The sequence below is a fragment of the Pantoea sp. B_9 genome (genome assembly GCF_008632015.1).
GTDB lineage: Bacteria > Pseudomonadota > Gammaproteobacteria > Enterobacterales > Enterobacteriaceae > Pantoea > Pantoea dispersa.
In genome coordinates this window covers 536,213-561,452 of sequence record NZ_VWVL01000002.1, presented here as the reverse complement: position 1 = coordinate 561,452, position 25,240 = coordinate 536,213, and the positions used below count along the sequence as shown (strand labels likewise).

General features: G+C 59.8%; 26 protein-coding genes. 19 read left to right on the top strand and 7 right to left on the bottom strand.

Annotated elements, in window-relative coordinates:
• Positions 1–9: 9 nt before the first annotated feature.
• On the top strand, positions 10–777 hold the full coding sequence (gene pstB, locus F3I21_RS09480; protein ID WP_021506586.1) for a phosphate ABC transporter ATP-binding protein PstB: 768 nt from the start codon (positions 10–12) through the stop codon (positions 775–777).
• A 135-nt stretch (positions 778–912) separates the two neighbouring features.
• On the opposite strand, the gene purN is transcribed toward pstB, so the two are convergent.
• Together purN and purM are read right to left on the bottom strand one after the other, a co-directional pair.
• Entirely contained in the window at positions 913–1,551 is a 639-nt protein-coding gene (gene purN, locus F3I21_RS09475) for a phosphoribosylglycinamide formyltransferase (RefSeq protein WP_150058749.1), read from the bottom strand.
• Positions 1,548–2,588, bottom strand: a complete 1,041-nt coding sequence (gene purM / locus F3I21_RS09470) for a phosphoribosylformylglycinamidine cyclo-ligase (RefSeq protein ID WP_104094092.1) — start codon at positions 2,586–2,588, stop codon at positions 1,548–1,550. The genes purN and purM overlap by 4 nt, the downstream gene beginning before the upstream one ends.
• A 240-nt stretch (positions 2,589–2,828) precedes the next feature.
• Here purM and upp point away from each other — a divergent pair, with 240 nt between their 5' ends.
• The 3 genes from upp to hda all read left to right on the top strand — a co-directional run bounded on the left by upp (position 2,829) and on the right by hda (position 5,751).
• A complete protein-coding gene (gene upp, locus F3I21_RS09465; RefSeq protein ID WP_010617600.1) occupies positions 2,829–3,455 on the top strand; it encodes a uracil phosphoribosyltransferase in 627 nt (208 codons plus the stop codon).
• Between the two features lie 218 nt (positions 3,456–3,673).
• The gene (uraA, locus tag F3I21_RS09460) at positions 3,674–4,957 is read left to right on the top strand and encodes a uracil permease (protein ID WP_031279414.1); all 1,284 of its coding nucleotides are present in this window, start codon (positions 3,674–3,676) and stop codon (positions 4,955–4,957) included.
• A gap of 92 nt (positions 4,958–5,049) precedes the next feature.
• Positions 5,050–5,751 (top strand): DnaA inactivator Hda, encoded by a 702-nt coding sequence (hda, locus tag F3I21_RS09455; RefSeq protein WP_031279417.1) that lies wholly within the window; start codon positions 5,050–5,052, stop codon positions 5,749–5,751.
• Here the strand turns inward: hda and arsC are convergent.
• Together arsC and F3I21_RS09445 are read right to left on the bottom strand one after the other, a co-directional pair.
• Positions 5,748–6,095 carry an arsenate reductase (glutaredoxin) gene (gene arsC, locus F3I21_RS09450; RefSeq protein ID WP_190286082.1) on the bottom strand — a complete coding sequence of 116 codons (348 nt, stop codon included), beginning with the start codon at positions 6,093–6,095 and terminating at the stop codon, positions 5,748–5,750. The genes hda and arsC overlap by 4 nt on opposite strands.
• Before the next feature lie 88 nt (positions 6,096–6,183).
• Positions 6,184–7,647 carry a M48 family metallopeptidase gene (locus F3I21_RS09445; RefSeq protein ID WP_150058748.1) on the bottom strand — a complete coding sequence of 488 codons (1,464 nt, stop codon included), beginning with the start codon at positions 7,645–7,647 and terminating at the stop codon, positions 6,184–6,186.
• Positions 7,648–8,344: 697 nt separating this feature from the next.
• Between F3I21_RS09445 and F3I21_RS09440 the strand changes: the two genes are divergently transcribed.
• From F3I21_RS09440 to F3I21_RS09400, 9 genes are all read left to right on the top strand, one after another.
• Entirely contained in the window at positions 8,345–8,950 is a 606-nt protein-coding gene (locus tag F3I21_RS09440; protein ID WP_150058747.1) for a DsrE family protein, read from the top strand.
• A 27-nt stretch (positions 8,951–8,977) separates the two neighbouring features.
• Positions 8,978–9,586: a DsrE family protein gene (locus F3I21_RS09435; protein WP_021506594.1), complete on the top strand. Its 609-nt coding sequence runs from the start codon at positions 8,978–8,980 to the stop codon at positions 9,584–9,586.
• Between the two features lie 124 nt (positions 9,587–9,710).
• Positions 9,711–10,733, top strand: coding sequence for a substrate-binding domain-containing protein (locus tag F3I21_RS09430; protein ID WP_150058746.1), 1,023 nt, complete (start codon positions 9,711–9,713; stop codon positions 10,731–10,733).
• Complete coding sequence (locus F3I21_RS09425; RefSeq protein WP_150058745.1) at positions 10,720–11,742, top strand: ABC transporter substrate-binding protein; 1,023 nt, start codon at positions 10,720–10,722, stop codon at positions 11,740–11,742. Before F3I21_RS09430 ends, F3I21_RS09425 begins: the two co-directional genes overlap by 14 nt.
• A complete protein-coding gene (locus F3I21_RS09420; protein ID WP_150058744.1) occupies positions 11,742–12,599 on the top strand; it encodes an ABC transporter permease in 858 nt (285 codons plus the stop codon). The genes F3I21_RS09425 and F3I21_RS09420 overlap by 1 nt, the downstream gene beginning before the upstream one ends.
• A complete protein-coding gene (locus F3I21_RS09415) occupies positions 12,596–13,408 on the top strand; it encodes an ABC transporter permease (protein ID WP_150058743.1) in 813 nt (270 codons plus the stop codon). Before F3I21_RS09420 ends, F3I21_RS09415 begins: the two co-directional genes overlap by 4 nt.
• Positions 13,405–14,391: an ABC transporter ATP-binding protein gene (locus tag F3I21_RS09410; protein ID WP_058770829.1), complete on the top strand. Its 987-nt coding sequence runs from the start codon at positions 13,405–13,407 to the stop codon at positions 14,389–14,391. Before F3I21_RS09415 ends, F3I21_RS09410 begins: the two co-directional genes overlap by 4 nt.
• Before the next feature lie 24 nt (positions 14,392–14,415).
• A complete protein-coding gene (locus tag F3I21_RS09405) occupies positions 14,416–15,234 on the top strand; it encodes a phosphodiesterase (protein ID WP_021506600.1) in 819 nt (272 codons plus the stop codon).
• Between the two features lie 166 nt (positions 15,235–15,400).
• Complete coding sequence (locus F3I21_RS09400) at positions 15,401–16,996, top strand: sensor domain-containing diguanylate cyclase (protein ID WP_150058742.1); 1,596 nt, start codon at positions 15,401–15,403, stop codon at positions 16,994–16,996.
• Between the two features lie 57 nt (positions 16,997–17,053).
• On the opposite strand, the gene bcp is transcribed toward F3I21_RS09400, so the two are convergent.
• The gene (gene bcp, locus F3I21_RS09395; RefSeq protein WP_021506602.1) at positions 17,054–17,521 is read right to left on the bottom strand and encodes a thioredoxin-dependent thiol peroxidase; all 468 of its coding nucleotides are present in this window, start codon (positions 17,519–17,521) and stop codon (positions 17,054–17,056) included.
• Between the two features lie 142 nt (positions 17,522–17,663).
• Positions 17,664–18,230, bottom strand: a complete 567-nt coding sequence (locus F3I21_RS09390; protein ID WP_059011708.1) for a glycine cleavage system transcriptional repressor — start codon at positions 18,228–18,230, stop codon at positions 17,664–17,666.
• 143 nt (positions 18,231–18,373) lie between these two features.
• On the opposite strand from F3I21_RS09390, the gene dapA reads away from it, so the two are divergent.
• From dapA to ypfH, 6 genes are all read left to right on the top strand, one after another.
• The gene (dapA, locus tag F3I21_RS09385) at positions 18,374–19,252 is read left to right on the top strand and encodes a 4-hydroxy-tetrahydrodipicolinate synthase (RefSeq protein ID WP_021506604.1); all 879 of its coding nucleotides are present in this window, start codon (positions 18,374–18,376) and stop codon (positions 19,250–19,252) included.
• A gap of 14 nt (positions 19,253–19,266) precedes the next feature.
• Positions 19,267–20,298 carry an outer membrane protein assembly factor BamC gene (bamC, locus tag F3I21_RS09380; protein WP_021506605.1) on the top strand — a complete coding sequence of 344 codons (1,032 nt, stop codon included), beginning with the start codon at positions 19,267–19,269 and terminating at the stop codon, positions 20,296–20,298.
• Positions 20,299–20,442: 144 nt separating this feature from the next.
• Positions 20,443–21,156 carry a phosphoribosylaminoimidazolesuccinocarboxamide synthase gene (purC, locus tag F3I21_RS09375; protein ID WP_031279423.1) on the top strand — a complete coding sequence of 238 codons (714 nt, stop codon included), beginning with the start codon at positions 20,443–20,445 and terminating at the stop codon, positions 21,154–21,156.
• 206 nt (positions 21,157–21,362) lie between these two features.
• Positions 21,363–22,226 (top strand): neutral zinc metallopeptidase, encoded by an 864-nt coding sequence (locus F3I21_RS09370; RefSeq protein WP_021506607.1) that lies wholly within the window; start codon positions 21,363–21,365, stop codon positions 22,224–22,226.
• Positions 22,226–24,202, top strand: coding sequence for a tRNA(Met) cytidine acetyltransferase TmcA (locus F3I21_RS09365; protein WP_150058741.1), 1,977 nt, complete (start codon positions 22,226–22,228; stop codon positions 24,200–24,202). Before F3I21_RS09370 ends, F3I21_RS09365 begins: the two co-directional genes overlap by 1 nt.
• Before the next feature lie 73 nt (positions 24,203–24,275).
• Entirely contained in the window at positions 24,276–24,971 is a 696-nt protein-coding gene (ypfH, locus tag F3I21_RS09360) for an esterase (protein WP_021508041.1), read from the top strand.
• A 67-nt stretch (positions 24,972–25,038) separates the two neighbouring features.
• Here the strand turns inward: ypfH and F3I21_RS09355 are convergent, their stop codons facing one another.
• Positions 25,039–25,227 (bottom strand): YpfN family protein, encoded by a 189-nt coding sequence (locus tag F3I21_RS09355; RefSeq protein ID WP_021508042.1) that lies wholly within the window; start codon positions 25,225–25,227, stop codon positions 25,039–25,041.
• Positions 25,228–25,240 lie beyond the last annotated feature (13 nt).

Below are 25,240 nucleotides of genomic sequence, written 5' to 3'. Positions count from 1 at the left end.
GGTTTACACATGACGCCCGATTACGCTATTGCGCTCACCGTTAACCAACTGTCGCTGTGGTACGGCGAACGCCAGGCGCTGAATAACATTGATTTGCAGATCCCAAAGCATCGCATCACGGCGCTGATTGGGCCTTCCGGCTGCGGTAAATCGACGCTGCTGCGCTGCTTCAATCGCATGAACGACGTCATTGATGGCTGCCGCATCGAAGGTGAGATTCTGCTCGATAGCCACGCGGTGATGCAGGCGAACCAGGATCTGCCGGCGCTGCGGCGGCGCATCGGCATGGTGTTCCAGCGCCCGAATCCGTTCCCCAAGTCGATCTATGAGAATGTGGTTTACGGTCTGCGTTTGCAGGGCGTGCGCGATCGTCGCGTGCTGAATGAGGCCTGCGAGCGCGCGCTGCGGGCGGCGGCGCTGTGGGGCGAAGTGAAAGATCAGCTGGGGCAGAATGCGCTGACGCTGTCGAGCGGTCAGCAGCAGCGTCTGGTGATTGCGCGCGCCATCGCCATCGAGCCGGAAGTGCTGCTGCTGGATGAACCCACCTCGGCGCTGGATCCGATCTCGACGCTGGTGATTGAAGAGTTGATGACCACGCTGAAGCAGCATTTCACGCTGGTGCTGGTGACGCACAACATGCAGCAGGCCGCGCGCGTATCCGATTACACCGCGTTTATGCATAACGGGCAGCTGGTGGAGTTTGACGAAACCGACCGGATTTTCACCGCACCGCAGGCGCGGCGCACCGAGGATTATATTACCGGCCGGTTTGGGTAAGTATTGTTAGGTTAGCGCGAAGAATCGCGCCGCTACGAAATGTGCAAAGAAATCATGCAGTAATTAAACCCGGCACAGCCCCGTAGCGGCGCAATTTATTGCGCAATTCCTGCAAGCGCACGGCGTAAAGGTCAATCAATCGTGCGCATAACCTTCCGGCGTCAGCGGTTCGCCATCTAACCACGCTTTGCCCGCGCGCATCTGCAAGCGTCCTTCGACAAACCAGCTGATCACCAGCGGATAAATCGCGTGCTCCTGATGCTGCACGCGGGCGCTGATCTCAGCTTCGTCATCGTCAGCAAATACCGGCACGCGCGCCTGCAGAATGATCGGTCCACCGTCCAGCTCATCAGTCACAAAATGCACCGACGTACCGTGCTCTGCGTCCCCGTTCGCCAGCGCCTGGCGATGCGTATGCAAACCGGGATATTTCGGCAGCAGCGACGGATGAATATTCAGCAGACGATCATGATAGTGCGCGACAAACGCCGGGCTCAGAATGCGCATATAACCGGCCAGCACCACCAGATCTGGTGCATAAGCGTCGATCTGCTGCATCAGCTGGCGGTCAAAGGCGTCGCGATCGGGGAAATCCTGCGCGGACAGCGCGTGAGCAGGCACGCTGGCCAGCTGCGCCCGCGTCAGACCATAGGCCGAGGCTTTATTACTGAAAACGGCAGCCACGCTGCCGTTGATACGCCCGCTCTCGCAGGCGTCGAGGATGGACTGAAGATTGCTGCCGTTGCCGGAGATCAGTACAACCAGTTTCTTCATGGGTTGATAACCACACGCTCTTCGGCATCAGACGCCTTAATCACGCCAATTTTCCACGCCTGCTCGCCAGCCGCGGTCATCAGCTGTACCGCTTTGTCGGCATCGGCCGGGCTCAGCGCAATCACCATGCCCACGCCGCAGTTAAAGGTGCGGTACATCTCGTGACGGCTGACGTTACCGGCCTGCTGCAGCCAGCTGAATACCGCCGGCCACTGCCAGCTTTTCTCGTCAATCACCGCCTGGGTGTTATCCGGCAGTACGCGCGGAATGTTTTCCCAGAAGCCGCCGCCGGTCAGGTGGGCAATGGCGTGCACGTCCACCTGCTCAATCAGGCTGAGGATATTTTTCACGTAGATGCGGGTCGGTGCCAGCAGGTGATCGGCCAGCGGTTTGCCTTCCAGCTGTTTAGTGGTGGGATCGGTCTGACTGACTTCAAGAATTTTACGCACCAGCGAGTAGCCGTTAGAGTGCGGACCGCTGGAGCCCAGCGCGATCAGCACGTCGCCATCCTGCACTTTACTGCCGTCGATGATCTCGGATTTTTCCACCACGCCGACGCAGAAACCGGCCACGTCGTAATCTTCGCCGTGATACATGCCCGGCATCTCAGCGGTTTCACCGCCGACCAGCGCACAGCCCGACTGCAGACAGCCTTCGGCGATACCGGTGATCACCGCGGAGGCGGTATCCACATCCAGCTTGCCGGTGGCGTAATAGTCGAGGAAGAACAGCGGCTCAGCGCCCTGTACCACCAGATCGTTCACGCACATCGCGACCAGATCGATGCCGATGCTGTCGTGGCGTTTGAGATCCATCGCCAGACGCAGCTTAGTGCCGACGCCATCAGTTCCGGAGACCAGCACCGGCTCGCGGTATTTCTGCGGCAGCGCACACAGCGCGCCAAAGCCACCCAGTCCACCCATCACTTCCGGGCGGCGGGTTTTCTTTACTACGCCTTTAATACGGTCAACCAGATCGTTACCAGCATCAATATCAACACCGGCGTCTTTGTAGCTGAGAGAGGTTTTGTCGGTCACTGCGGAATCCCCACGCGATTGCGGTTGGTGGCAAAAATTAAGCGCGGCAATTCTACCAGCGCAGGCAAACGTTTGCGAGTCCCATCTCAGGGCACCTTTGCAGCGTGCTGATTTTTCGCTAATCCTTATTCTCAGGTGATTTGTGCACGTTACCTGACCAATCACCGGTGGCGCGGCGGTAAAAAGGCGGTATAATCCGGCGATTTTTTTTTAGCTCAACTCAATTCCGGGAGAATAATCATGAAGATCGTGGAAGTCAGACACCCGCTGGTCAAACATAAACTGGGCCTGATGCGTGAGCATGATATCAGCACCAAGCGCTTCCGCGAGCTGGCCTCGGAAGTGGGCAGCTTACTGACCTATGAAGCCACCGCCGATCTCGAAACCGAGCGCGTGACCATTGAAGGCTGGAACGGTCCGGTCGACGTCGATCAAATCAAAGGCAAAAAAATTACCGTCGTCCCGATTCTGCGTGCTGGTCTTGGCATGATGGAAGGTGTGCTGGAACACGTACCGAGCGCGCGCATCAGCGTGGTGGGCGTTTACCGTGACGAAGAGACGCTGGAGCCGGTCCCTTATTTCCAGAAGCTGGTGTCAAACATCGAAGAGCGTATGGCGCTGGTGGTTGACCCGATGCTGGCGACCGGCGGCTCGATGATCGCCACCATCGATCTGCTGAAGAAAGCCGGCTGCAACAGCATTAAAGTGCTGGTGCTGGTGGCCGCGCCGGAAGGCATTGCCGCGCTGGAGAAAGCACATCCGGACGTTGAGCTGTACACCGCGTCAATCGATCAGGGCCTGAACGAGAAGGGGTACATCATCCCGGGCCTCGGCGATGCCGGCGACAAGATTTTCGGAACCAAATAAATAAACCAGCCGGCCAGAGAGTCGGCTTTTTTTTGGCAAAAATACCGTTCAGTCAGACAACGTATCGACAGGATGCACATTTTGTAGCGGCGCGATTTATCGCGCTGATGCCGGGCAAGCTATGGTGCCCATCCGGACAAGGCGCAATGAATTGCGCCACTACGATAAGGTGCGGCGTTGACGAACGAGCATAAAAATAAACGTATAGGGGATAAATGATGACTCGCAGAGCCATTGGCGTTAGCGAACGCCCACCGCTTCTTCAAACCATTCCGCTCAGCCTGCAGCACCTGTTCGCCATGTTCGGCGCCACCGTGCTGGTGCCGATTCTGTTCCACATCAACCCGGCGACCGTGCTGCTGTTCAACGGCGTCGGCACACTGCTGTATCTGTTTATCTGTAAAGGCAAAATCCCGGCCTATCTTGGCTCCAGCTTTGCCTTTATCTCGCCGGTGTTGCTGCTGCTGCCGCTCGGATATGAAGTGGCGCTCGGCGGCTTTATCCTGTGCGGCGCGCTGTTCTGCATTGTGGCGCTGATTGTAAAGAAGGCCGGCACCGGCTGGCTCGATGTCATGTTCCCACCGGCGGCGATGGGGGCCATCGTGGCGGTTATCGGTCTCGAACTGGCGGGCGTGGCGGCGAATATGGCCGGGCTGCTGCCCGCTGATGGCACCACAGCGGACAGTAAAACCATCATTATTTCGCTGGTGACGCTGGCGGTGACGGTGTTCGGCTCGGTGCTGTTCCGTGGCTTCTTCGCCATTATCCCGATCCTGATTGGCGTGCTGGTCGGCTACGCGCTGTCGTCGGCCATGGGTATCGTTGACTGGAGCGCGGTGGAAAACGCGCCGTGGTTTGCGCTGCCGACCTTCTATACGCCGCGCTTTGAATGGGCCGCGATGCTGACCATCCTGCCCGCAGCGCTGGTGGTGATTGCCGAGCACGTGGGCCATTTGGTAGTGACCGCCAACATCGTGAAGAAGGACCTGATTCGCGATCCCGGCCTGCATCGCTCGATGTTTGCCAACGGTCTGTCGACCATGATCTCCGGCTTCTTTGGTTCCACGCCGAATACCACCTACGGTGAAAACATTGGCGTCATGGCGATCACCCGCGTTTACAGCACCTGGGTGATCGGCGGCGCGGCGATCTTCGCCATTCTGCTCTCCTGCGTCGGTAAACTGGCAGCCGCCATCCAGGCGATCCCGGTACCGGTGATGGGCGGGGTGTCGCTGCTGCTGTATGGCGTGATCGGCGCTTCCGGTATTCGCGTGCTGATTGAATCCAAAGTCGACTACAACAAAGCGCAGAATTTGATCCTCACCTCGGTGATCCTGATCATTGGCGTCAGCGGCGCGAAAGTGCACGTGGGCGCCGCCGAGCTGAAGGGCATGGCGCTGGCCACCATCGTCGGCGTTGGCCTGGCGCTGATTTTCCGCGTAATCAGTCTGTTACGTCCGGAAGAGGTGGTGCTGGACGCGGAAGAAAAACGCGAGCTTTAAAGGATCCTGCGGGCAGGGAAGCCCGGTTCATCTCTGCGGAGGATCGTGATAAACTTGCCCGGTTTTCTGCCCGCTCATCCGTTGAGGTACTTCTGAACACGCCGGCACAGCTTTCACTGCCACTCTATCTACCCGATGATGAAACCTTCGCCAGTTTCTGGCCGGGGGAAAATCCGTCACTGCTGGCGGCGCTGCAGGGCGCGCTGGCGCAACAGCACGGCAGCTATCTCTACTTCTGGTCGCGCGAAGGCGGTGGCCGCAGCCATTTGCTGCATGCAGCCTGCGCCGAAATGTCCGCGCGCGGCGAAGCGGTGGGTTATGTGCCGCTCGATAAGCGCACCTGGTTCGTGCCGGAAGTGCTGGAAGGCATGGAGAATCTGGCGCTGGTGTGCATTGATAATATTGAGTGCATCGCCGGCGAAGCCGAGTGGGAGATGGCGATCTTCGATCTCTACAACCGCATTCTGGAAACCGGCAAAACCCGCCTGCTGATCACCGGCGATCGCCCTCCGCGTCAGCTCAATCTGGGCCTGCCGGATCTGGCGTCACGTCTCGACTGGGGACAAATTTACCGCTTACAGCCGCTGTCCGACGAGGACAAACTGCAGGCGATGCAGCTGCGTGCCGGCCTGCGCGGCTTTGAGCTGCCGGAAGATGTCGGGCGTTTCCTGCTGAAACGCCTCGACCGCGAAATGCGCACGCTGTTTGACACGCTTGATCGTCTCGATCGCGCCTCGATCAGCGCACAGCGCAAGCTGACCATTCCCTTCGTGAAAGAGGCGCTGGGGCTTTAGAGAATCTCCAGCACCGCTTCCGGCGGACGACCAATGCGGGCGCGGTCGCCCTGAATCACAATCGGCCGCTCGATCAGTTTTGGATGCTCCACCATCGCCTGTAACAGCTGTTGTTCGCTGAGATCGTTACTGGCCAACCCCAGCGTTTTATAGATTTCCTCGCCACGACGCATCAGCTCGCGTGCGCTGCGCATGCCCAGCTGTTGCAGCAGCGTTTTCAGCGTGTCGATGTCCGGCGGCGTATCGAGATACAGCACCACCTGCGGTTCAATGCCCTGTTGCTGCAGTAGCGCGAGGGTTTCGCGGCTCTTGCTGCAGCGCGGATTGTGATAAATACGGACCATGTTTTTTATCCTGCGTAATCCATTGTTGCCAGGTGCGCATTGATGCGCACCGAAATCCTGCCGGCCATCCACCCGCGTAACCGGCTATTTACCCTTTTGCATACTGCTTAAAACGCCGCTGTAACTCGCGGAACTGGTCGATACGCGCATCGTAACGCGCCTGCTTCAGGCTGCCGAGCGGCACCTGGGCGCTGGCGATGCTCAGGGTGGTGATGGCCTGATCAAGCTGGCCGTTCAGCGCCAGACTCTCCGCCCGTGCCGAAAGCTCCTCATCGCGCAGCCCCTGCGCGGCTGAGGCCTGCGCCAGTAAATCCCATGCGTTGAGATCGTCAGGGTGCGCAAAGGTATAGCGGTTCAGGATGCGGCTGGCGTTGGCCGGCTGCTTCGCCTCGACGTAGGCGTTCGCCAGATTAAGCTGCAGCACCGGGCTGGTCTGGCTGCCGCGGGCGGCGTTCAGCATACTGATGGCCTGCTGCGGCTGGTTCAGACCGATGTCGATATCGGTCATGATATCAAGGAACCACAGGTTATCCGGCTGCTTCGCCAGCAGCGGCGCGATGATCTTTTTCGCGTTGGCAAAATCTTTCGCCTGCAGGAACTGCACCGCTTTGCCGTACTGCGCCGCCTGCTGTTCCCGCGTGTTGCCTTTGGCGTACTCATTCAGCAAATCGTCAGTCAGCTGATTGCGACCGGTGGCGTACATACCCAGCGCGCGCACCTTCGCCATATAGAAATCCTGCGACGACTGCACCACCACCGGGCGCATCTGGTTGGCGCGGTTACGCGCGTCGGCCAGGCGGCTATCGGGCAGCGGGTGCGTCAGCAAAATTTCCGGTGGTTTTGACGAGAAGCGGCTTTGATCGGCCAGCTTTTGCAGAAACGCGGGCATCGCCTGCGGATCGAAACCGGCGCGCTGTAGCACTTGAATGCCGATGCGATCTGCTTCCTGTTCATTGCCCTGGGTAAAGCTGATAATCCCCTGCTGCGTACCGGCCAGCGTACCGGTCAGTGCCGCCATCCCGGCCTGCGGGCTGGCCAGCGCCAGCAGGATTGAACCCAGCGCGCCGACCCAGGTGAGCGGGGCGCTGCGCTTCTGCTCTTCCATGGCGCGCGCCAGATGACGCTGCGTCACGTGCGAAATTTCGTGCGCCATCACTGACGCCAGCTGGCTTTCGTTATCGGTATAGCGGAACAGCGACGAGTGCAGCACCACATTGCCGCCAAAGAAGGCGAAGGCGTTGAGCTCGTCATTCTGAATCAGGAAAAAGTGAAACGGCGTGCGCACTGAATGGGCGTGTGCCACCAGCCGCTGGCCGAGTTCATTGATGTACTGATTAAGCAGCGGATCGTTGATCAGTGGCGCGCTGGCGCGCAGCTGGCGCACGTAGAAGTCGCCAATCTGCAGCTCCTGATTAATGGAAAGCGTGGAGCCTGCCGTGGTGCCCATGTCGGGCAAATTGTCGCTCAGATCGGCGCGGACACCGACCGCAGGCGTGAGCAGCAGCGCAGGAATAAGGGCCGCCAGCACTGATTTTTTCAACCGGTTAAACATGCCTTGATCCTGTAAAAGTCTCCTGCCATTGGACAGGAAAGTCATGCCAATGTTCTGTGGCGGCGTTTCCTTTTCTGCCGCGGCTCTATCTTAACCACAGTGAGGATACAAGCAAATGCCGCCGTCACATTGACGTGATGGCAAAGAATGGCTGACTGACGCGAAATTTGTAGCAAAAAATTGAATAGCGAAAAGGCAAAATAAAACGGCGCAGCGCACTGATGAAATTAAAGTTACGTAAAGTTGCTCAAAATAATTGAATCTGGCATGGTTTTTTCCAGGTTTACTCTGAAAAACACGCCCTAAAACCCACGGTTGGCTCGCTTTATCCATCAGTGATTTTTATCGTGTTGCTCTGGCCGTGCATCACCAGCCCAGAAATGAATGGTCAGGTTTTGCTCACTGGTCAACTGGCGGTGCGCGATGACAGTATTAACCCGCACGATGAGGTGCTGTCATCTGCTGTGCATCTCTCTCCCTGGTGACTGCCGGTAATTCCGGCCAGCTATTTTTCAACTCGCCCGCACGGCTCAATCAACAGCCTTATTCAATCAGCTGGCGCAATGATTTCTGCTGGCAGCCAAACGCCGGACAGCCCGGCAGTATAGGCGTTTTGCCCGCCGCGCGCTGTGGTATAGATAAAGCACTTTTTCAAACGGACTGTGAATTAACGCGCAGTGCATGCCGGAGAGTTTCTATGCGTTCTGTTGTTTCCTACGCCCTGATTGCCATCGTGGGTGGGATGGTCGGTGCCGCCGTAATCAAAAGCGATGACCTGTATCAGCGTATCGCGGGCCATTTTTCCCCTGAACCTGCCGATCCGGACGGGTTCTGGAGCACACCGGCGGTCGCGGGCTACGGCAAAATTCATTATGAAGCCGACGCCGCGTTTAAACCGGCGGTGGGGCTGAGCAACAAAGTGGTGTTCCAGCTGACCCGCAATGAAGGCGATATCAAACGACCTAACCTCGGGCTGGAGCGTGTGGCGCGCGTGGTCAATCTGTACATCGCCGCTGGCGTACCGGCCGAACAGTTGCAGTTTGTGGTGTCGATGACCGGCGATGCCACGCCCGCCACGCTGGATAACGCGCATTTTAAGCAGTTTTACGGCGTCGATAACCCCAACCTCGGGCTGATTGGCGCGCTGAACAAGCTGGGCGTCAAAGTCTCGGTGTGCGATCAGTCGGTGGCGTTCCATCACTATCCGCGCAACTGGATCGACCGGTCGGTGATTCATGCATTGTCCAGCCCGACCACGGTGTCGACGCTGGAAAATCAGGGCTATGCCTTTTTACAGATGTAATCGCGTCTTTGGTTAAGGAGAAGTGTCATGCGTCCAGCATCCTATATTGTTATCGCCGCGCTGGCGGGCTTTGTCGGCGGAAATGTGCTGCAGCTGCCGGAACTGGTGGATAAAGTCAGCGGCAAATTCGCTGACCAGAAAACCGAACCGGCGGATTTCTGGAGCACGCCGGCGATTGCCGGTTACGGTAAAATTCACTTTGTTAACACGCCGGATTACAACCCGGCCAACACGCCCGGGCTGAGCAATAAGATTGTGTTTCAGATCAACCGCAGCGAAGGGGATATCCATCAGCCAAACCTCGGCCTTGAGCGCGTGGCACGCGTCACCAACCTCTATTACGCGGCTGGCGTGCCGCTGAATCAGCTCAACTTTGTGGTGTCGATCAACAGCGATGCGGTGCCGGCCGCGCTCAATAACGATCAGTTCCGTAAAGCGTACGGCAGCGATAATCCTAACCTGAAGCTGATTGATGAGCTGAAGAAAGCCGGGGTGAAAGTGACCATTTGCGACCAGTCGGTGGCCTTCCATCAGCTGGAGCGCGACTGGATTGATACCCGCGTCACGCATACGCTCTCCAGCGGCACCACCGTCGCGTCGCTGCAAAATGAAGGGTACGCCTTCCTGATGCTGTAATCCTGCTGACAGCAGTGCAGGCTGCTGTCATCTTTTCGTCATCCCTTCGCGATGTCACTGTCACAGTTCGCCGTTAATTTAGGCGCCAATGAGATCGATCTCATCGGCACTTTACGAGGCGAACATGTCCGACTTACTCACGGTGGCAAAGCTGGCAGGCGTTTCACGCGCCACGGCCGCGCGCGCCTTTTCCGATCCCCATCTGCTGCGGCGCGACACGCTGGAGAGAGTGCTGGCGGCGTCGGAGCAGCTCGGCTTTCGTCCTAACCACATCGCGCGCCAGCTGCGCACGCAGCACTCCACCACCTTCGGCGTGCTGCTGCCCTCGTTGCTTAACCCGATCTTCTCCTGCCAGTTACAGGCGATGGAGCGCCAGGCGCGCGACGCCGGCTATGGCCTGCTGGTGGCTACCAGCGATTACCAGCCCGAGCGCGAAGCCGCCATCGTTGAACATATGCTGCGTCAGCGCGTGGCGGGCCTGGTCCTGACGGTGGCCGACGCGGATAACAGCGCAGTGCTCAGCACGCTGCAGGCGGCTGGCCTGCCGTTTGTGCTGGCGCATAACGTGCCGCAGCACAGCCACTGGCCGGCGGTGTGCGTGGATAACCGCCAGGCGATGAGCGAAGCCACCGCACAGCTGCTGGCGCTTGGTCATCGCCGCATTGCCATGGTCGCCGGACCGATGCTGCAGTCAGATCGTGCGCGCCTGCGCTATCAGGGCTATTGCGATGCCATGCAGCACGCGGGCCTGACGGCGCTGCCGGTGATTGAGATGGCCAGCCACACCCAATCAGACTTTACGCTGCTGGCCCCGATGCTCGGCAGTGCCACCCCGCTCAGCGCCGTGATCTGCACCAACGACCTGCTGGCCATCAGCCTGATTGGCGCGGCGGCGCGCGCGGGCGTGCCTGTGCCACAGCAGCTGGCGGTGATGGGCTTTGACGGGATTGCGATGGGGGCACAAATGGCCCCGTCGCTGGCCAGCGTAGCGCAGCCCGCCGAACGGCTCGGCGCCTGCGCCATCGATATGTTGTTGCATAACGTCAGCCGCGGCACCCGCGTGCTGCCACATCAGTTGCGGAGCGGTGAGAGTGTTGCTGCCCCCGCGTTTATTGCCACCACCAGGGAACCTCATGATGCTGCATAAAAAAGTAAAAATTTACGCCGGCGCCATCGCGCTCAGCGCCAGCGCGTTGTTTACCAGCCTGACGCAGGCGGCGGAAACCGCCATCTGTTACAACTGCCCGTCCGAGTGGGCCGACTGGGGCACTCAGCTCAAAGCGATTGCCAGAGACACCGGCATTCAGGTGCCGCAGGACAACAAAAACTCCGGCCAGGCACTGGCGCAGCTGGTGGCGGAGCAAGGCAATCCGGTGGCCGACGTGGTCTATTACGGCGTCAGCTTCGGCATTCAGGCGGACAGCGCCGGCGTGGTCGCCAGTTACAAACCGGCGCACTGGGATGACATCCCTGCCGGCATGAAAGACAGCAACGGTAAATGGGTGGCGCTGCACTCGGGCACCATGGGCTTTATGATCAACGTCGATGCGCTGGGCGGCGCGCCGGTGCCGCAATCCTGGGACGACCTGCTGAAGCCGGAATACAAAGGCATGATTGGTTATCTCGATCCGGCCAGCGCCTTTGTCGGTTACGTGGCGGCGGTGGCAGTCAACCAGGCGAAGGGCGGCAACATGCAGGACTTCACGCCGGCGCTGAACTGGTTCAAAAAGCTGCAGGCGAATCAGCCTATCGTGCCTAAGCAGACCGCGTATGCACGCCTGATTTCCGGCGAGATCCCGATTCTGCTCGACTATGACTTCAATGCTTACCGCGCCCGCTACAAAGATCACGCTAACGTCGCCTTTGTTATTCCCAAAGAGGGCACGGTAACGGTGCCGTACGTCATCAGCCTGGTGAAGAATGCACCGCACGCGGCGAACGGCAAAAAAGTGATCGACTATGTGCTGTCGGACAAAGGGCAGGCCATCTGGGCCAGCGCGTTCCTGCGCCCGGTGCGCACCGGCGCCATGAGCGCAGAAGCGAAGAAATATTTCCTGCCGGACAGCGATTATGCGCGTGCGCACACCGTTGACTATCAGCAGATGGCGGCAGCGCAGAAAGCCTTCTCGGCGCGCTATCTGAGTGAGATTCGCTGATGGCGATGACCGATACCCTGGCGGCTTCGTGCCGCCGGACACCGCGCCTGGCCGGCAGCCGCTGGCTATGGCTGACGCTGCCGGCGCTGCTGTTCTTCTGCGCCTTCTGGCTGCTGCCGTTTGTCCGGCTGCTGCAGATGGCAATGCAGGACAACCGCAGCACCCGGCACAGCGGCTACTGGACGGTACTGACGCAGCCACACTATCTGCTCAGCCTGCTGAATACCGTGCTGCTGTCGCTCGCCGTCACGCTGGTGACGCTGGCCATCGCCGCGACAGTCGGCTGCTTTCTGGCACGCCAGCGCTTCAGCGGACGCAGCACGCTGCTGGCGCTGCTGACGTTTCCGCTGGCCTTTCCGGGCGTGGTGGTGGGATTTCTGGTGGTGATGCTGGCGGGCCGTCAGGGACTGCTGGCGCAAATCAGCCTGGCGCTGTTCCACGAGCGCTGGATGCTGGCCTATTCGTTTACCGGCCTGTTTATTGGCTATCTCTATTTTTCACTGCCGCGCGCCATCATCACGCTGGTGGCGGCGAGTGAAAAACTCGACCGTTCTCTCGAAGAGGCGGCGCGTTCGCTGGGCGCCAGTCAGTGGCGCATCACCTGGGATGTGATTGTGCCGGGGCTGCAGCCGGCGCTGCTCTCCACCGGCGCGCTCTGTTTTGCCACCAGCATGGGTGCGTTCGGTACCGCGTTCACCCTGGGCACCGATCTGGCGGTGCTGCCGCTGACCATTTACGGCGAATTCACCAACTACGCCAATTTCGCCACCGCCGCCGCACTGTCGGTGGTGATGGGCGGCGTCGCCTGGCTGGCACTAATGCTGGCGCGCCGACTGGCTCACCAGGAGGTGACATGAGACGTCGCGGACTGTTCAGCCTGCAACTGCTGGTCACCGTGCTCACCGCGCTGTTCATGATCGTGCCGGTGGTGCTGTCGATGCTGGCCGGCGTGACCAACAACTACTTTACCGGCCTGCGCAGCGGCCTGACGCTGAAGTGGGTGACCCAGGTGTGGCAGCTTTACACCGACACCTTCTGGCTGTCGCTGCTGATTGCGCTGGCCTGCCTGCTGATCACGCTGCTGATCGGCGTGCCGGCAGCGTGGGGGCTGTTAAAAGCGCCGCGGCGCTGGGCGGCGCGCATCGAAGAGTGCCTGATGCTGCCGGTCGCGCTGCCGGGCCTCGCCACCGCGCTGGGCATCATCCTGCTGTACGGTCAGTTCTCCGGCCTGCGCGATAGCTGGCTGTTCATTCTCATCGGTCACGTGCTGTTCACCTTGCCGTTTATGCTGCGCCCGGTGCTGGCGGTAATGCAGGCGGTGGAGATGCCGCGGCTGGAAGAGGCGGCGGCCAGTCTCGGTGCCAGCCTTTGGCAGCGCTTTTTTACCGTGGTGGTGCCCAACTGTCGCAACGGCATTCTCGCCGGGGCGTTTATGGTGATCACCCTGTCGGTGGGTGAGTTCAACATCACCTGGATGCTGCATACGCCGCTGACAAAAACGCTGCCGGTGGGGCTGGCAGACAGCTATGCCTCAATGCGACTGGAAGTGGGATCGGCCTACACGCTGATCTTTATTCTGCTGATTCTGCCGCTGCTGCTGATGCTCAACGCGGTCAATCACTGGCTCAACCGTACGCTCACGCGTGCTAACAAGGAGGCGGCATGAACCCTGCGGCCGTAACCGTTACGCTGCGCCACTGTGCGCGGCACTTTAATCACCAGCTGGCACTGCAGCCGCTTGATCTGACGGTGCAGCCTGGCGAAACCCTGGTGCTGCTCGGTCCGTCCGGCTGTGGCAAAACCACCACGCTGCGCATCATCAGTGGCCTGGAGCGCTGTGACGACGGCGGCGAAGTGTGGTTTGACGATCGTAACGTGACAGCGCTGCCGATCGAGAAACGCAACGTGGGCATGGTGTTCCAGAACTACGCGCTGTTTCCCCATCTCAACGTGGCGCAGAACGTCGCCTACGGCCTGAAAGTGCAGGGCGTGGCGCGCGCCGAACGCGACGCGCGCGTGCAGGAGATGCTGGCCCTGGTGGATCTCAGCGCGCTGGCGCAGCGCAGCATCGACAAGCTGTCGGGCGGTCAAAAGCAGCGCGTAGCGCTGGCGCGTGCGCTGGCGGCGCGTCCGAAGGTACTGCTGTTTGATGAGCCGCTGGCGGCGCTGGATGCGCGCCTGCGCGACCGGCTGCGGCTGGAGATTGGCGCGCTGCTGAAACAGCTGGCGATCACCGCCGTCTACGTCACGCACGATCAGCAGGAAGCGATGGCGCTGGGCGATCGCATTGCGGTGATGGAGCAGGGACGTCTGGTGCAAATTGATACGCCGCAAAATATTTACCAGCGCCCGGCGTCACAGTTTGTCGCGGATTTTGTCGGCGCGATTAACTGTGTCGGGGTCGATGCGCGCGGCAATCCGCAGCATTTCTGCCGCCCGGAGGATGTGCTGCTGGCGGCGGACCAGCGCTACGCACGCCCTGGTTTTATCCTCGGCACCACCTTTCTCGGCGCTGCGCAGCGGCTGAGTATTGATATCGGGCTGGCGGCGCCGATCCAGGTTGATCGCCACGCGCGCGAAGCCTGGCACGCCGGCCAGCCGGTAAGCTGGACGCTGGCGCAGGATGCCGCGCTGCACTTTTCTGCCTGATAAGGAGCTGTTGTGACTGACGCAATGACGCTGATTGCGCAAATCAGCGATTTACACATCAAGGCCCATGGCCGTCTCTCCTATAAAAAAGTGGATACGCACGCTGCGCTGCTGCGGGTGATCGACACGCTGAATCAGCTGGTGCCGCGACCGGATACGGTGGTAATTACCGGCGACCTGGTGGATTTTGGCACTGCGGAAGAGTACCAGACGCTGCGCGAGGCGCTGCGCCATCTGCAGCTGCCGTTCCTGCTGATGCCGGGCAATCACGACGATCGCCAGCAGCTGCGCGCCGCGTTTCCGGAGCATCACTACCTGCAGCACGGCGAAACGCTCAACTGGCAGATGCGTGTGAATCATCTGCAGCTGCTGGCGCTCGACTCCAGCGTACCGCATCAGCCGTGGGGCTACGTCGATGACGCACAGCTGCAATGGCTGGCAGAGCAGCTGGCGCGTGAGCCTGATTTGCCGACGCTGGTGCTGCTGCATCATCCGCCGTTCCTGAGCGGCATTGGCCATATGGATCGGCAGCCGCTGCGCAATCCGGCGGCGCTGGCTGCCATCGTTGGTCAGCATCCCCAGGTGGAACGGGTGTTGAGCGGTCACCTGCACCGCTCGGTGCAGGCGCGTTTTGCCGGCACGCTGGCCTGCGTGGCGCCCGGTGTGTCGCATCAGGTGGCACTGGATTTGCGTGACCACGGTCCGGCGAACTTTGTGCTGGAACCGCCCGGTTTTCTGCTGCATCGCTGGCAGCCGCAGCAGGGGATGACTACGCATCTGTGCGCGATCGGCGATTATCCAGGACCGTGGCCGTTTTACGATGCGCAGGGTTTAATTGATTAGCACCAGTAATAGCACAATAAAAAAGCGTTCCTGAGGGTCTGCGTCGTAGTCAATTTGGCTCAGAGGTGTACAATTGTCTGTTACCTCACCAGGGTAAACACCTCCAATTATAACAAGATAGTCAGGCACGCTAACTTATGAAGCTACTCACCAGGGCGGTTGCGCCATGTTAACGCGCATCCGGCCAAAAACTGATCTTCGCACGCTGATTGCGCTGCTGGCGATCACCAGCATCGTCATCACACTGGCTAATACGCTGTACGCCACCTGGCGCGTACAGCGCATGGTGCTGATCGAAAGCACCCTCGAAGCCAATCGCGCTTACGCCACCAAGCTGGCGGCCACCACCGAAGTGTTTTTCCAGCTGGCGCAGTCGCAGCTGCACTACAGCGCCAATCAACTGGGTAAAGATTTCGACAATCCCGAACTGCAGCAGCAGGAAGTGAACCGACTGCGCGAGCAGACCAGCAGCTTTAACTCGGTGGCGATTGTCGACAGCAACGGCGTGATTAAAGCCATTTCGCCGGAATCGCTGATGCTGAAAGGCATGCAGCTCACCAGCCAGTCTTCGCGCGAAGCGCTGGCGCAGCGCCAGCCGATGGTCAGCCGGCCCACCATTTCTGCCACCAATAACCTGCTGGTGTTTGTTTCCTGGCCGGTATGGAGCACCGATGGGCGCTATCTTGGCTACGTCGGTGGCACTATTTATCTGAAGAAAAAGAGCATTCTCAACGTACTGCTCGGCGAGCAGTACTATCGTGACGGCACCCATGTTTATGTGCTGGATCGCGAAAACCGCGTGCTGTATCACCAGAACAATCAGCTGATTGGCAAAAACGTGCCGGGCATCGTCAGCGATCGTCAGCGCCAGGAGCACAGCAATGGCGAAGTTCAGCTGACGGAAGAGGGTACCGCGAAGCTGGCGGGCTACGCTGTGGTGCCCACCACCGGCTGGATGGTGGTGGCGCTCAAGCCGACAAACGTCACGCTGGCGCCGCTCTCCGGGCTGCTGCTCCAGGTGCTGAAGAATTCGGTGCCGTTTGCGCTGCTGACGCTGCTGGTGGCGGTGATTCTGGCCCGGCTGATCGCCTTGCCACTGTGGCAGCTGGCGCGCAAAGCCAGCCAGATGGATACCCAGGGCGTTTCCGGGGAAATTGGCGTGATCCGCGCCTGGTATTTTGAAGCGGCGCAGGTGAAGCGCGCGCTGCTCACCGGTATTGGTCTGGTGCAGGATAAAATTGGCCGGCTCAAGTCAGAGGTGCAGAGCGATCCCATGACCAGCCTGCTCAATCGCCGCGGCCTGAGCGCGGTGCTCGACTATTTCGATACCATGCAGCAGCCGTTTGCCGTGCTGGCGCTGGATATTGACCACTTCAAACGGGTGAATGATAACTTCGGGCATGATGTTGGCGACGAGGTGATCAAACAGGTGGCGCGCACGTTGCGCCAGAGCGCGCGTCAGACCGACGTGGTGTGCCGGAACGGCGGCGAAGAGTTTCTGATGCTGCTTCCCGCCACCGCCCCTGATGAAGCGCGGGTGATTGCGGAGCGCGTGCGCACCAGCATTGCCGGCGGCTGGATTGATCCGGTCGGGCAGATCACGATTTCGATTGGTATCGCCAGCTGGCAGCCGACGCACGGCAGTCAGGAACAGATTCTGAAGCAGGCCGATGATGCGCTGTATCAGGCGAAAAACGCCGGACGTAACTGCGTGGTGATCGCCGGGCAGGAAGCGCTGGCCAGCACGGTTTCGCGCTATTAATCGCGCAGCGTCACAGCAGGATAAAAAAACGGGTGCCTGGCGGGCACCCATTGGTCATCAGGCTGATTTCAGGTAATCGAGCACGATATCGTGGTGGTTCGAGGTTTTAAAATCGTCGAACACCTTCTCCACTTTACCATCGCCGCCAATCAGGAAGCTGATGCGGTGAATGCCGTCGTAGGTTTTCCCCATAAAGGTTTTCTCACCCCAGACGCCAAACTGCTCGCAAACCTGATGATCTTCATCCGACAGCAGGGTGAAGTTGAGTAGTTCTTTCTCGACAAAGCGAGACAGTTTTTCCGGCTTGTCGGTGCTGATGCCCAGCACTTCCACGCCCGCCTTCTTTAAATCATCCATGTTATCGCGCAGACCACAGGCCTGTGTGGTGCAGCCCGGCGTCATGGCTTTCGGGTAGAAATAGACCAGAACGCGCTGTCCCTGGAAGTCGGCCAAATTTACTTGTTCGCCATCCTGATCGGGCAAGCTAAATTTCGGTGCGGTGTCACCGGCTTTCAGTGGATTCATCACAACTCTCCATTTTTTTCTTCATGCTGTGGGTAATACACCATCAGCGGCAAAAGCGCCAGGTGGAGTTTACCTCAGGGTTATTTCACTACACGGTATGCCAGCGCGGCAGAGTGTGTGGCGGAATAACCCGGAGCCTGATTCAGACGGCGCTGTGCGCGTCGTCGGTGACACTATAGAGGCGAATTGAACCTTGTGCATGCAGTTCTTCGCACAGCCGATGGAAAGCCTGCTCAAACGGTGCGCTGGCATGATTCGCCGGGCTGTGCGCGGTCATCTGAATATAGAGCACCGGCGGCGCGTCGTCCTGGGCGGGCGTAATGCGCGACACCAGCTCGGCGATGTTCATCTGATGTTTATCGAACAGATCGGTAAAGCGTTCGATGATATGCGGTGAGTCCGGCACTTCCACCTGTACCCAGACGGTGGCGGGCATCGGCGGCGTCACGCGCGCGTTAGTGCGCTTCATCACGATCAGCAGTTCCAGCTCGGCACCCTTCATCGGCAGGGTCGATTCAATCAGGGTAATGGCGTTCCAGCTGCCGGAGAGCAGCATAATAAAGGTGAACTCGTCGCCCAGCATCGCCAGGCGGCTGTCTTCAATATTGCAACCGCAGCTGCTGACGTGGCGGGTAATGGTATTGACGATACCCGGACGATCAACGCCCAGAGCGGTGATCACCAGATGGTGCGGCTGTGACTGCGGCAAAATGGCGTTTCCTGTACGTTCGCTAATAACCATAAGGTAAACATAAAAAAAACTGCTGACAAGCGCGGTAATGGCGTGGCTCGCTTGCTTTTCTTTCGGCGGAAAACGTAACATGAGGCACTTGTTTGTCGAGGGGATAGCCCATGTTCACCGGAAGTATTGTTGCGCTCATTACGCCTTTGAATGAAAAAGGTGATGTCTGCCGCGCAAGTCTGAAAAAACTGATTGATTATCATGTCGCCAGCGGTACGGCGGCGATTGTTTCTGTTGGCACCACCGGCGAATCCGCGACCCTCAGCCATGAAGAGCATGGCGATGTGGTGATGCAAACCCTGGAGCTGGCCGATGGCCGCATTCCCGTGATTGCCGGGACCGGCGCGAATGCCACCGCCGAAGGGATCTCTCTGACAAAACGCTTTACCGGCACCGGCGTAGTCGGCTGCCTCACCGTGACCCCCTACTACAACCGTCCGACGCAGGAAGGTCTGTACCAGCACTTCAAAGCGATCGCCGAAAGCACCGATCTGCCCCAGATGCTGTATAACGTCCCGTCACGTACCGGCTGTGACATGCTGCCGGAAACCGTTGCCCGACTGGCTGAAATCAAAAATATTATCGGAATCAAAGAGGCCACCGGGAACTTATCGCGTATTTCGCAGATCCAACAGCTGGTTGGAGATGAGTTCATTATTGTCAGCGGTGATGACGCGACAGCGCTGGACTCCATGCAACTGGGCGGCAAAGGCGTTATTTCGGTCACGGCTAATATTGCAGCACGTGAAATGGTTGAACTCTGTGCGCTGGCACAAGAGGGCAAATTTGCCGAAGCGCGTCGCCTGAATCAGCGTCTGATGCACCTGCACCAGACGCTTTTCTGTGAACCGAATCCTATCCCGGTGAAATGGGCCGCGAAACAGCTAGGATTGATCGCCGATGACACGCTGCGCTTGCCGATGACGCCGCTGACCGAAGCCGGTCAGGCGAAAACCGCGCAGGCGCTGATCCAGGCGGGTCTGCGATAATTTAGGGAGAATCAATGAGTTATTCAGTTAAGCGCTCGACGCTGGCAACCGTGGTGGGCCTCTCCACCCTGATGCTGCTAACAGCTTGTTCCAGCGATCAGCGTTATAAGCGCCAGGTCAGCGGTGATGAATCTTACCTGCAGGCGCCTGAACTGCATGATTTAAAAGCCCCGGCGGGCATGATTCTGCCGCTGCAGAATGGTGATTACGATGTGCCGCACAGCGTGGCGAAAGGCGCGCTGGGTAAAGAGCTCGACATCCGTCCACCGGCGCAGCCGCTGGCGCTGATGAACGGCACCCGCGCGCAGTTCACCGGTAACACCGGCGTGCTGGCGGTTGACAGCAGCCGTGGCTCCATCTGGTCGCAGGTGGTGAACGTGGTGCAGTCGTACAAATTCCCGGTTGCCCAGCGTGATGATGCGGCGCAGCAGCTCACCACCGACTGGGTACAGTGGAACCGTGCTGACGAAGATAACCAGTATCGCGGCCGTTACCAGATCAGCGTGCAGAACCAGGGCTATCAGCAGGTGCTGACCGTACGTCTGCTGGAACTGCAGCAGCAGGGCCAGACGGTCACCACGCCGGTCCAGGTTCAGCGCTATACCGGTCAGATGCTGAATGACATCAGCACCGGTCTGGATAAGATCGATACCGCCAGCCAGGATGCGGCTGCCGGACGTGCCAGCGGACAGATTGATGTCCAGAGCGGCGCGGACGACACCGGCCTGCCACTGCTGGTGCTGCGCTCACCGTTTAACGTCACCTGGCAGCGTCTGCCGGCGGCGCTGAAGCGTATGGGCATGGAAGTTACCGATGACAACCGCTCGCAGGGCAGTCTGAAAGTGACCTACAAGCAGCCGGGCAGCAGCGCGTTTGACGCCATCGGCGCGAAAGATCCGGAACTGCCAAACGGCGACTACAAGTTGCAGGTGGGCGATCTCGATAACCGCAGCAGCCTGCAGTTCATCGATCCGAAAGGACACGTACTCACCCAGGCGCAGAATGATGCGCTGGTGGCGGTCCTGCAGGGCGCACTGAACAAATAAATGCAATAAAGGCCGGAGATTCTCCGGCCTTTTTGTTTTGGTTTTGGCATAATAGCGCCCGGCGAGGTAAACGATTGCGTCAGGCAGTCATCGCGCGGTGAAACACCGCTGAACACGGGTTCTTTCATGTTTGGAGTTAACAAGATGCAAAAGCGAGCTGAGTTGTATCGCGGTAAAGCGAAAACCGTATACAGCACCGACAATCCGGATCTGCTGGTACTTGAATTCCGCAACGATACGTCAGCAGGAGACGGTGCACGAATCGAGCAGTTTGATCGTAAAGGCATGGTGAACAACAAGTTCAACCATTTCATCATGACCAAACTGCAGGAAGCGGGCATTCCGACCCAGATGGAAGCGCTGCTTTCTGATAACGAAGCGCTGGTGAAAAAGCTGGAGATGGTGCCGGTAGAGTGCGTGGTGCGCAACCGGGCGGCCGGATCGCTGGTGAAACGTCTGGGCGTGGAAGAGGGCATGCTGCTCAATCCACCGCTGTTTGATCTCTTCCTGAAAGATGACGCCAAACACGACCCGATGGTCAACGAATCGTACTGCGAAACCTTTGGCTGGGTGAGCAAGGCCAACCTGGCGCGCATGCAGGAGCTGACCTTCAAAGCCAACGAAGTGCTGAGCAAACTGTTTGATGATGCCGGTCTGATTCTGGTGGACTTCAAGCTGGAGTTCGGTCTGTTCAAAGGTGAAGTGACGCTGGGCGACGAATTCTCGCCAGACGGCGCGCGTCTGTGGGACAAAGAGACCATGGACAAGATGGACAAAGACCGTTTCCGTCAGAGCCTCGGCGGCCTGATCGAAGCGTACGAAGAAGTGGCACACCGTCTGGGTGTCAAACTGGACTAAGCTTCTGCCGGTGTGCGTCACGGTATAACAGACGCAAAGCTTTCAGCGCATGAAGGTCGCCCTGGCTGGCGGCCTTTTTTATTGCCTGTTTACGGCCTTCACACTGCGCCCTGCGCGCAATCTCGCTGCGCTGGCATTGCATTGCTGGTACTAACCTCTGCCGCCAACTAAAATCATGCAAAAGTCATTGATAACAGGAGCAGGCCATGCGCTGGCAAGGGCGTCGTGAAAGCGACAATGTGGAAGATCGTCGCGGCGATTCGCCGGGTTTTAGTTCTGGCGGACGCCAGATTCGTCTGCCGCGCGGCAAGGGCGGCATTATTCTGCTGATTGTGGTCGCGGTCGCTGGCTATTACGGCTACGACCTCACCGCGCTGCTGGAAGGCGGCGCACCGGTGTCGCAACAGCAGCAGCGTCAGGTCAATTCGGCGCAGGATAACGAGGCGGCCAAATTCACCTCGGTAATCCTCGCCACCACCGAAGATACCTGGGGCAAACTGTTCCAGCAGATGGGCAAACAATACGCACCGCCAAAGCTGGTGATGTATCGCGGTGCGACGCGCACTAACTGCGGTACCGGCCAGTCGGCAATGGGGCCGTTCTACTGCCCGGCCGATCAGACGGTGTATATCGATCTCTCCTTCTATGACGACATGAAAACCAAACTCGGAGCCGGGGGTGATTTTGCCCAGGGTTACGTCATCGCCCACGAAGTGGGGCATCACGTGCAGAAACTGCTGGGTATCGAACCCAAAGTGCGCCAGATGCAGCAGGGCGCCACGCAGGCGCAGGTGAACCAGCTGTCGGTGAAGATGGAGCTGCAGGCGGACTGCTTTGCTGGCGTCTGGGGTCACTATATGCAGCAGGAAAACATTCTTGAGGTGGGCGATTTGCAGGAAGCGCTGAACGCCGCCGAGGCGATTGGCGACGATCGTCTGCAGCAGCAAAGTCAGGGGCGCGTAGTGCCGGACAGCTTCACTCACGGCACCTCACAGCAGCGCTACACCTGGTTCAAACGCGGTTTTGACAGCGGCAATCCGGGCCAGTGCAATACCTTCGCCAGTAACTGATGTTGCACGCTGAACTGACGGCGGCGATGCAGCAAGCCGGTATCCGCCGTCTGTGCGTGATAGCCGGTGAAGCTGGCTGGGCGCGCCATGAGGCGGCCACATGGCAGGCCGCACTGCCCGGTGACTGGTTAACGGTCAGCGACAGCGATGACTTCCCGCAGCGCATCGCGCCTGCAGCGCTGCGTACCCTGCTGGGCCGGGAATTCCGGCATGCCATTTTCGATGCGCGCCACGGCTTTCACGCGGAAGCGTTCGCTGCGCTGGCCGGGACGCTGCGGGCCGGCAGCTGGCTGCTGTTACTGACGCCTGACTGGAACGCCTGGCCGGCGCAGCCCGATCGCGACAGCCTGCGCTGGGCCGATGTCGACCAGCCCATCGCCACGCCGCATTTCATCCACCATCTGCAACAGCAGATCCTGCAGGATGCGCAGGTGATGCTGCTGCGTCAGCATCAGACGCCACGCCTGCCGTCGCCGCAGCCCTTCGCGCCGTGGCAGTGTCGCGCCCCCGAGCAGCAGGCGCAGATTGTCCGCCAGCTGTGCGCCATGCCGCCCGGTGTCGCGGTGAGCATCGCCCCGCGCGGTCGCGGCAAATCGGCACTGGCGGGGATGCTGGCGCGCCAGACGCAAAGCGCGCTGGTGACGGCGCCGGCCAAAGCCGCGACGGAGGTGCTGGCGCAGTTCGCCGCTGAGCAGTTTAACTTTATGGCCCCGGATGCGATTCTCGCTCAGCCGCAGGAGGCTCAGCCGCTGGCAGAATGGCTGATTGTGGATGAGGCCGCGGCCATCCCCGCGCCGCTGTTACAGCAGCTGGTGCAGCGTTTTCCGCGCGTTCTGCTGACCACCACGGTGCAGGGCTACGAAGGTACCGGGCGCGGTTTCATGCTGCGCTTCTGCGCCACGCTGCCGCAGGTGCGCTACTTCCAGCTGGATGAGCCGCTGCGCTGGTCGGCGCAGGATCCGCTGGAGCAGTGGCTGAGTGCGGCGCTGCTGTTTGCAGAGGCCGAAGCCTGCGACGCACCCGCGCAGACAGCAATTTTTGCCGCTACGCCCGCGCAGCACGCCGACGCCTTACAGGCTGGCTATCGTCTGCTGGCGAGCGCCCACTATCGCACCTCCCCGCTCGATCTGCGACGTATGCTGGATGCGCCCGGCATGCATTTCTGGCTGGCCGGGCAGCCGCAGCAGGTCACCGGCGCGCTGTGGCTGGTGGAAGAGGGCGGACTGGATGCTGCGCTGGCGCAGGCGGTATGGGCTGGCTTACGTCGTCCGCGCGGCAATCTGGTGGCGCAGTCATTAGCGGCACATGCCGGTTTTACTGAAGCGGCGACGTTACGTTCGCTGCGCATCAGCCGCATCGCCGTGCAGGCCGCGCAGCGCCAGCGCGGCATCGGTCGCGCGCTGGTGGCGACGGCGCGGCAGCAGGCACAGGGCGCGGATTATCTGTCGGTGAGCTTTGGCTACACCGCAGCGCTGTGGCAGTTCTGGCGCGCCTGCGGCTTTACCCTGGTGCGTATCGGTTCACAGCGCGAAGCCAGCAGCGGTTGCTATGCGGCGATGGCGATTTGTGCGCTGACGCCAGCCGGTGAAGCCCTGCAGCAGCGCGCCGCGCAGCGTCTGGCGCGCGACTGGCCGTGGCTGCAAAAGCTGATCGCGGTGCCGCTGACCCTGTCGTCCACCGACCATCAATCCCTCAGCGCCGACGACTGGCCGCTGCTGGCCGCGTTTGCCTGGGCGCAGCGGCCCTATGAAGCCAGCTATCCGGCGCTGCAGCGGCTGGCGGGTGTCGCATCGCCACCGTTGCTATGTGCCATACTGCAACAAAAACAAACGCTGAGTGAAGCGGCACGGCTGGCCGGCGTGAGCGGGCGTAAAACGCTGATGCTCAGGCTGCGCGCGGAGGCGGCTGACGCACTCATCATGCTGGATGCCGCTGCCGCGCAGCACTGGCAGCAGCGCCTCGGCACATTGCAATAAATCCATTATCTCGTTCAAATTTTCCCAATATCACTTTGCCGTCAGCGGCGTATAGTGATTTGAGGAGGACGTTATGGCACTACGATATGTAATTGTTCAGCAACCGGACAACGCCGCGCAGCTGTTTTTGCTGTATCACGGCGTGAACGACAACCCCGATTCGATGGCGCAGATTGGCAGCTGGTTCGCGCAGGCGTTTCCGCAGGCGCAGGTGGTGTCGGTGGGCGCACCTTATCCGGCCAGCGCGCCGCAGGGCCGCCAGTGGTATGCCGAGATACCGGAACACGACCGCTCGCAGCAGCAGGGCGTGGATGCGGTGATGCCGTCCTTTGTCGAGTCGGTGCGTCACTGGCAGCAGCAGAGCGGCGTGCGGCCGGAAGCCACCGCGCTGGTCGGTTTTTCGCAGGGCGGCACCATGGTGCTGGAAGGCGTAAAAGCCCAGCCGGATCTGGCGGGACGCGTGGTGGCCTTTAGCGGCCGCTACGTCACGCTGCCGGAGCAGGCCAGCACGCGCAACACTATCCACCTGATTCACGGCGATTATGACGAGCAGGTGCCGATGCAGCATGCGGAAGCGGCGATGCAGCGCTTAACTGCGCTGGGCGGCGATGTGACGCTGGATATCGTTGACGATCTGCCGCACGCAATTGATGAACGCAGCATGCAGCTGGCGCTGAATCACCTGCGCTATACCGTGCCGCGCCGCTATTTTGATGAGGCGCTGAGCGGGGCGAAGCCGGGCGACGACGATGTGGTGATGATGGTGTGAGACCGGCGCGCCATAAAACAAAGGTCGCCGTGCAGGGCGACCTTGTACGCTAAACGATCGGCGGCGACTACTTCTTCTTCGGCCAGTCGTCGTCATCGTCCCACTTATCGTTGAAATCGCGATGCGGTGGCAGATCCGGTTTGTTATCCATATATTTTTTATGATCGATGCGCTTCAGGTCTTTATAGACGTTCATCAGCACGCCCACCATCAGCAGAATCACAATCACCCACCAGTACTCTTTTAACCATTCCATGAGGTTTCTCCTT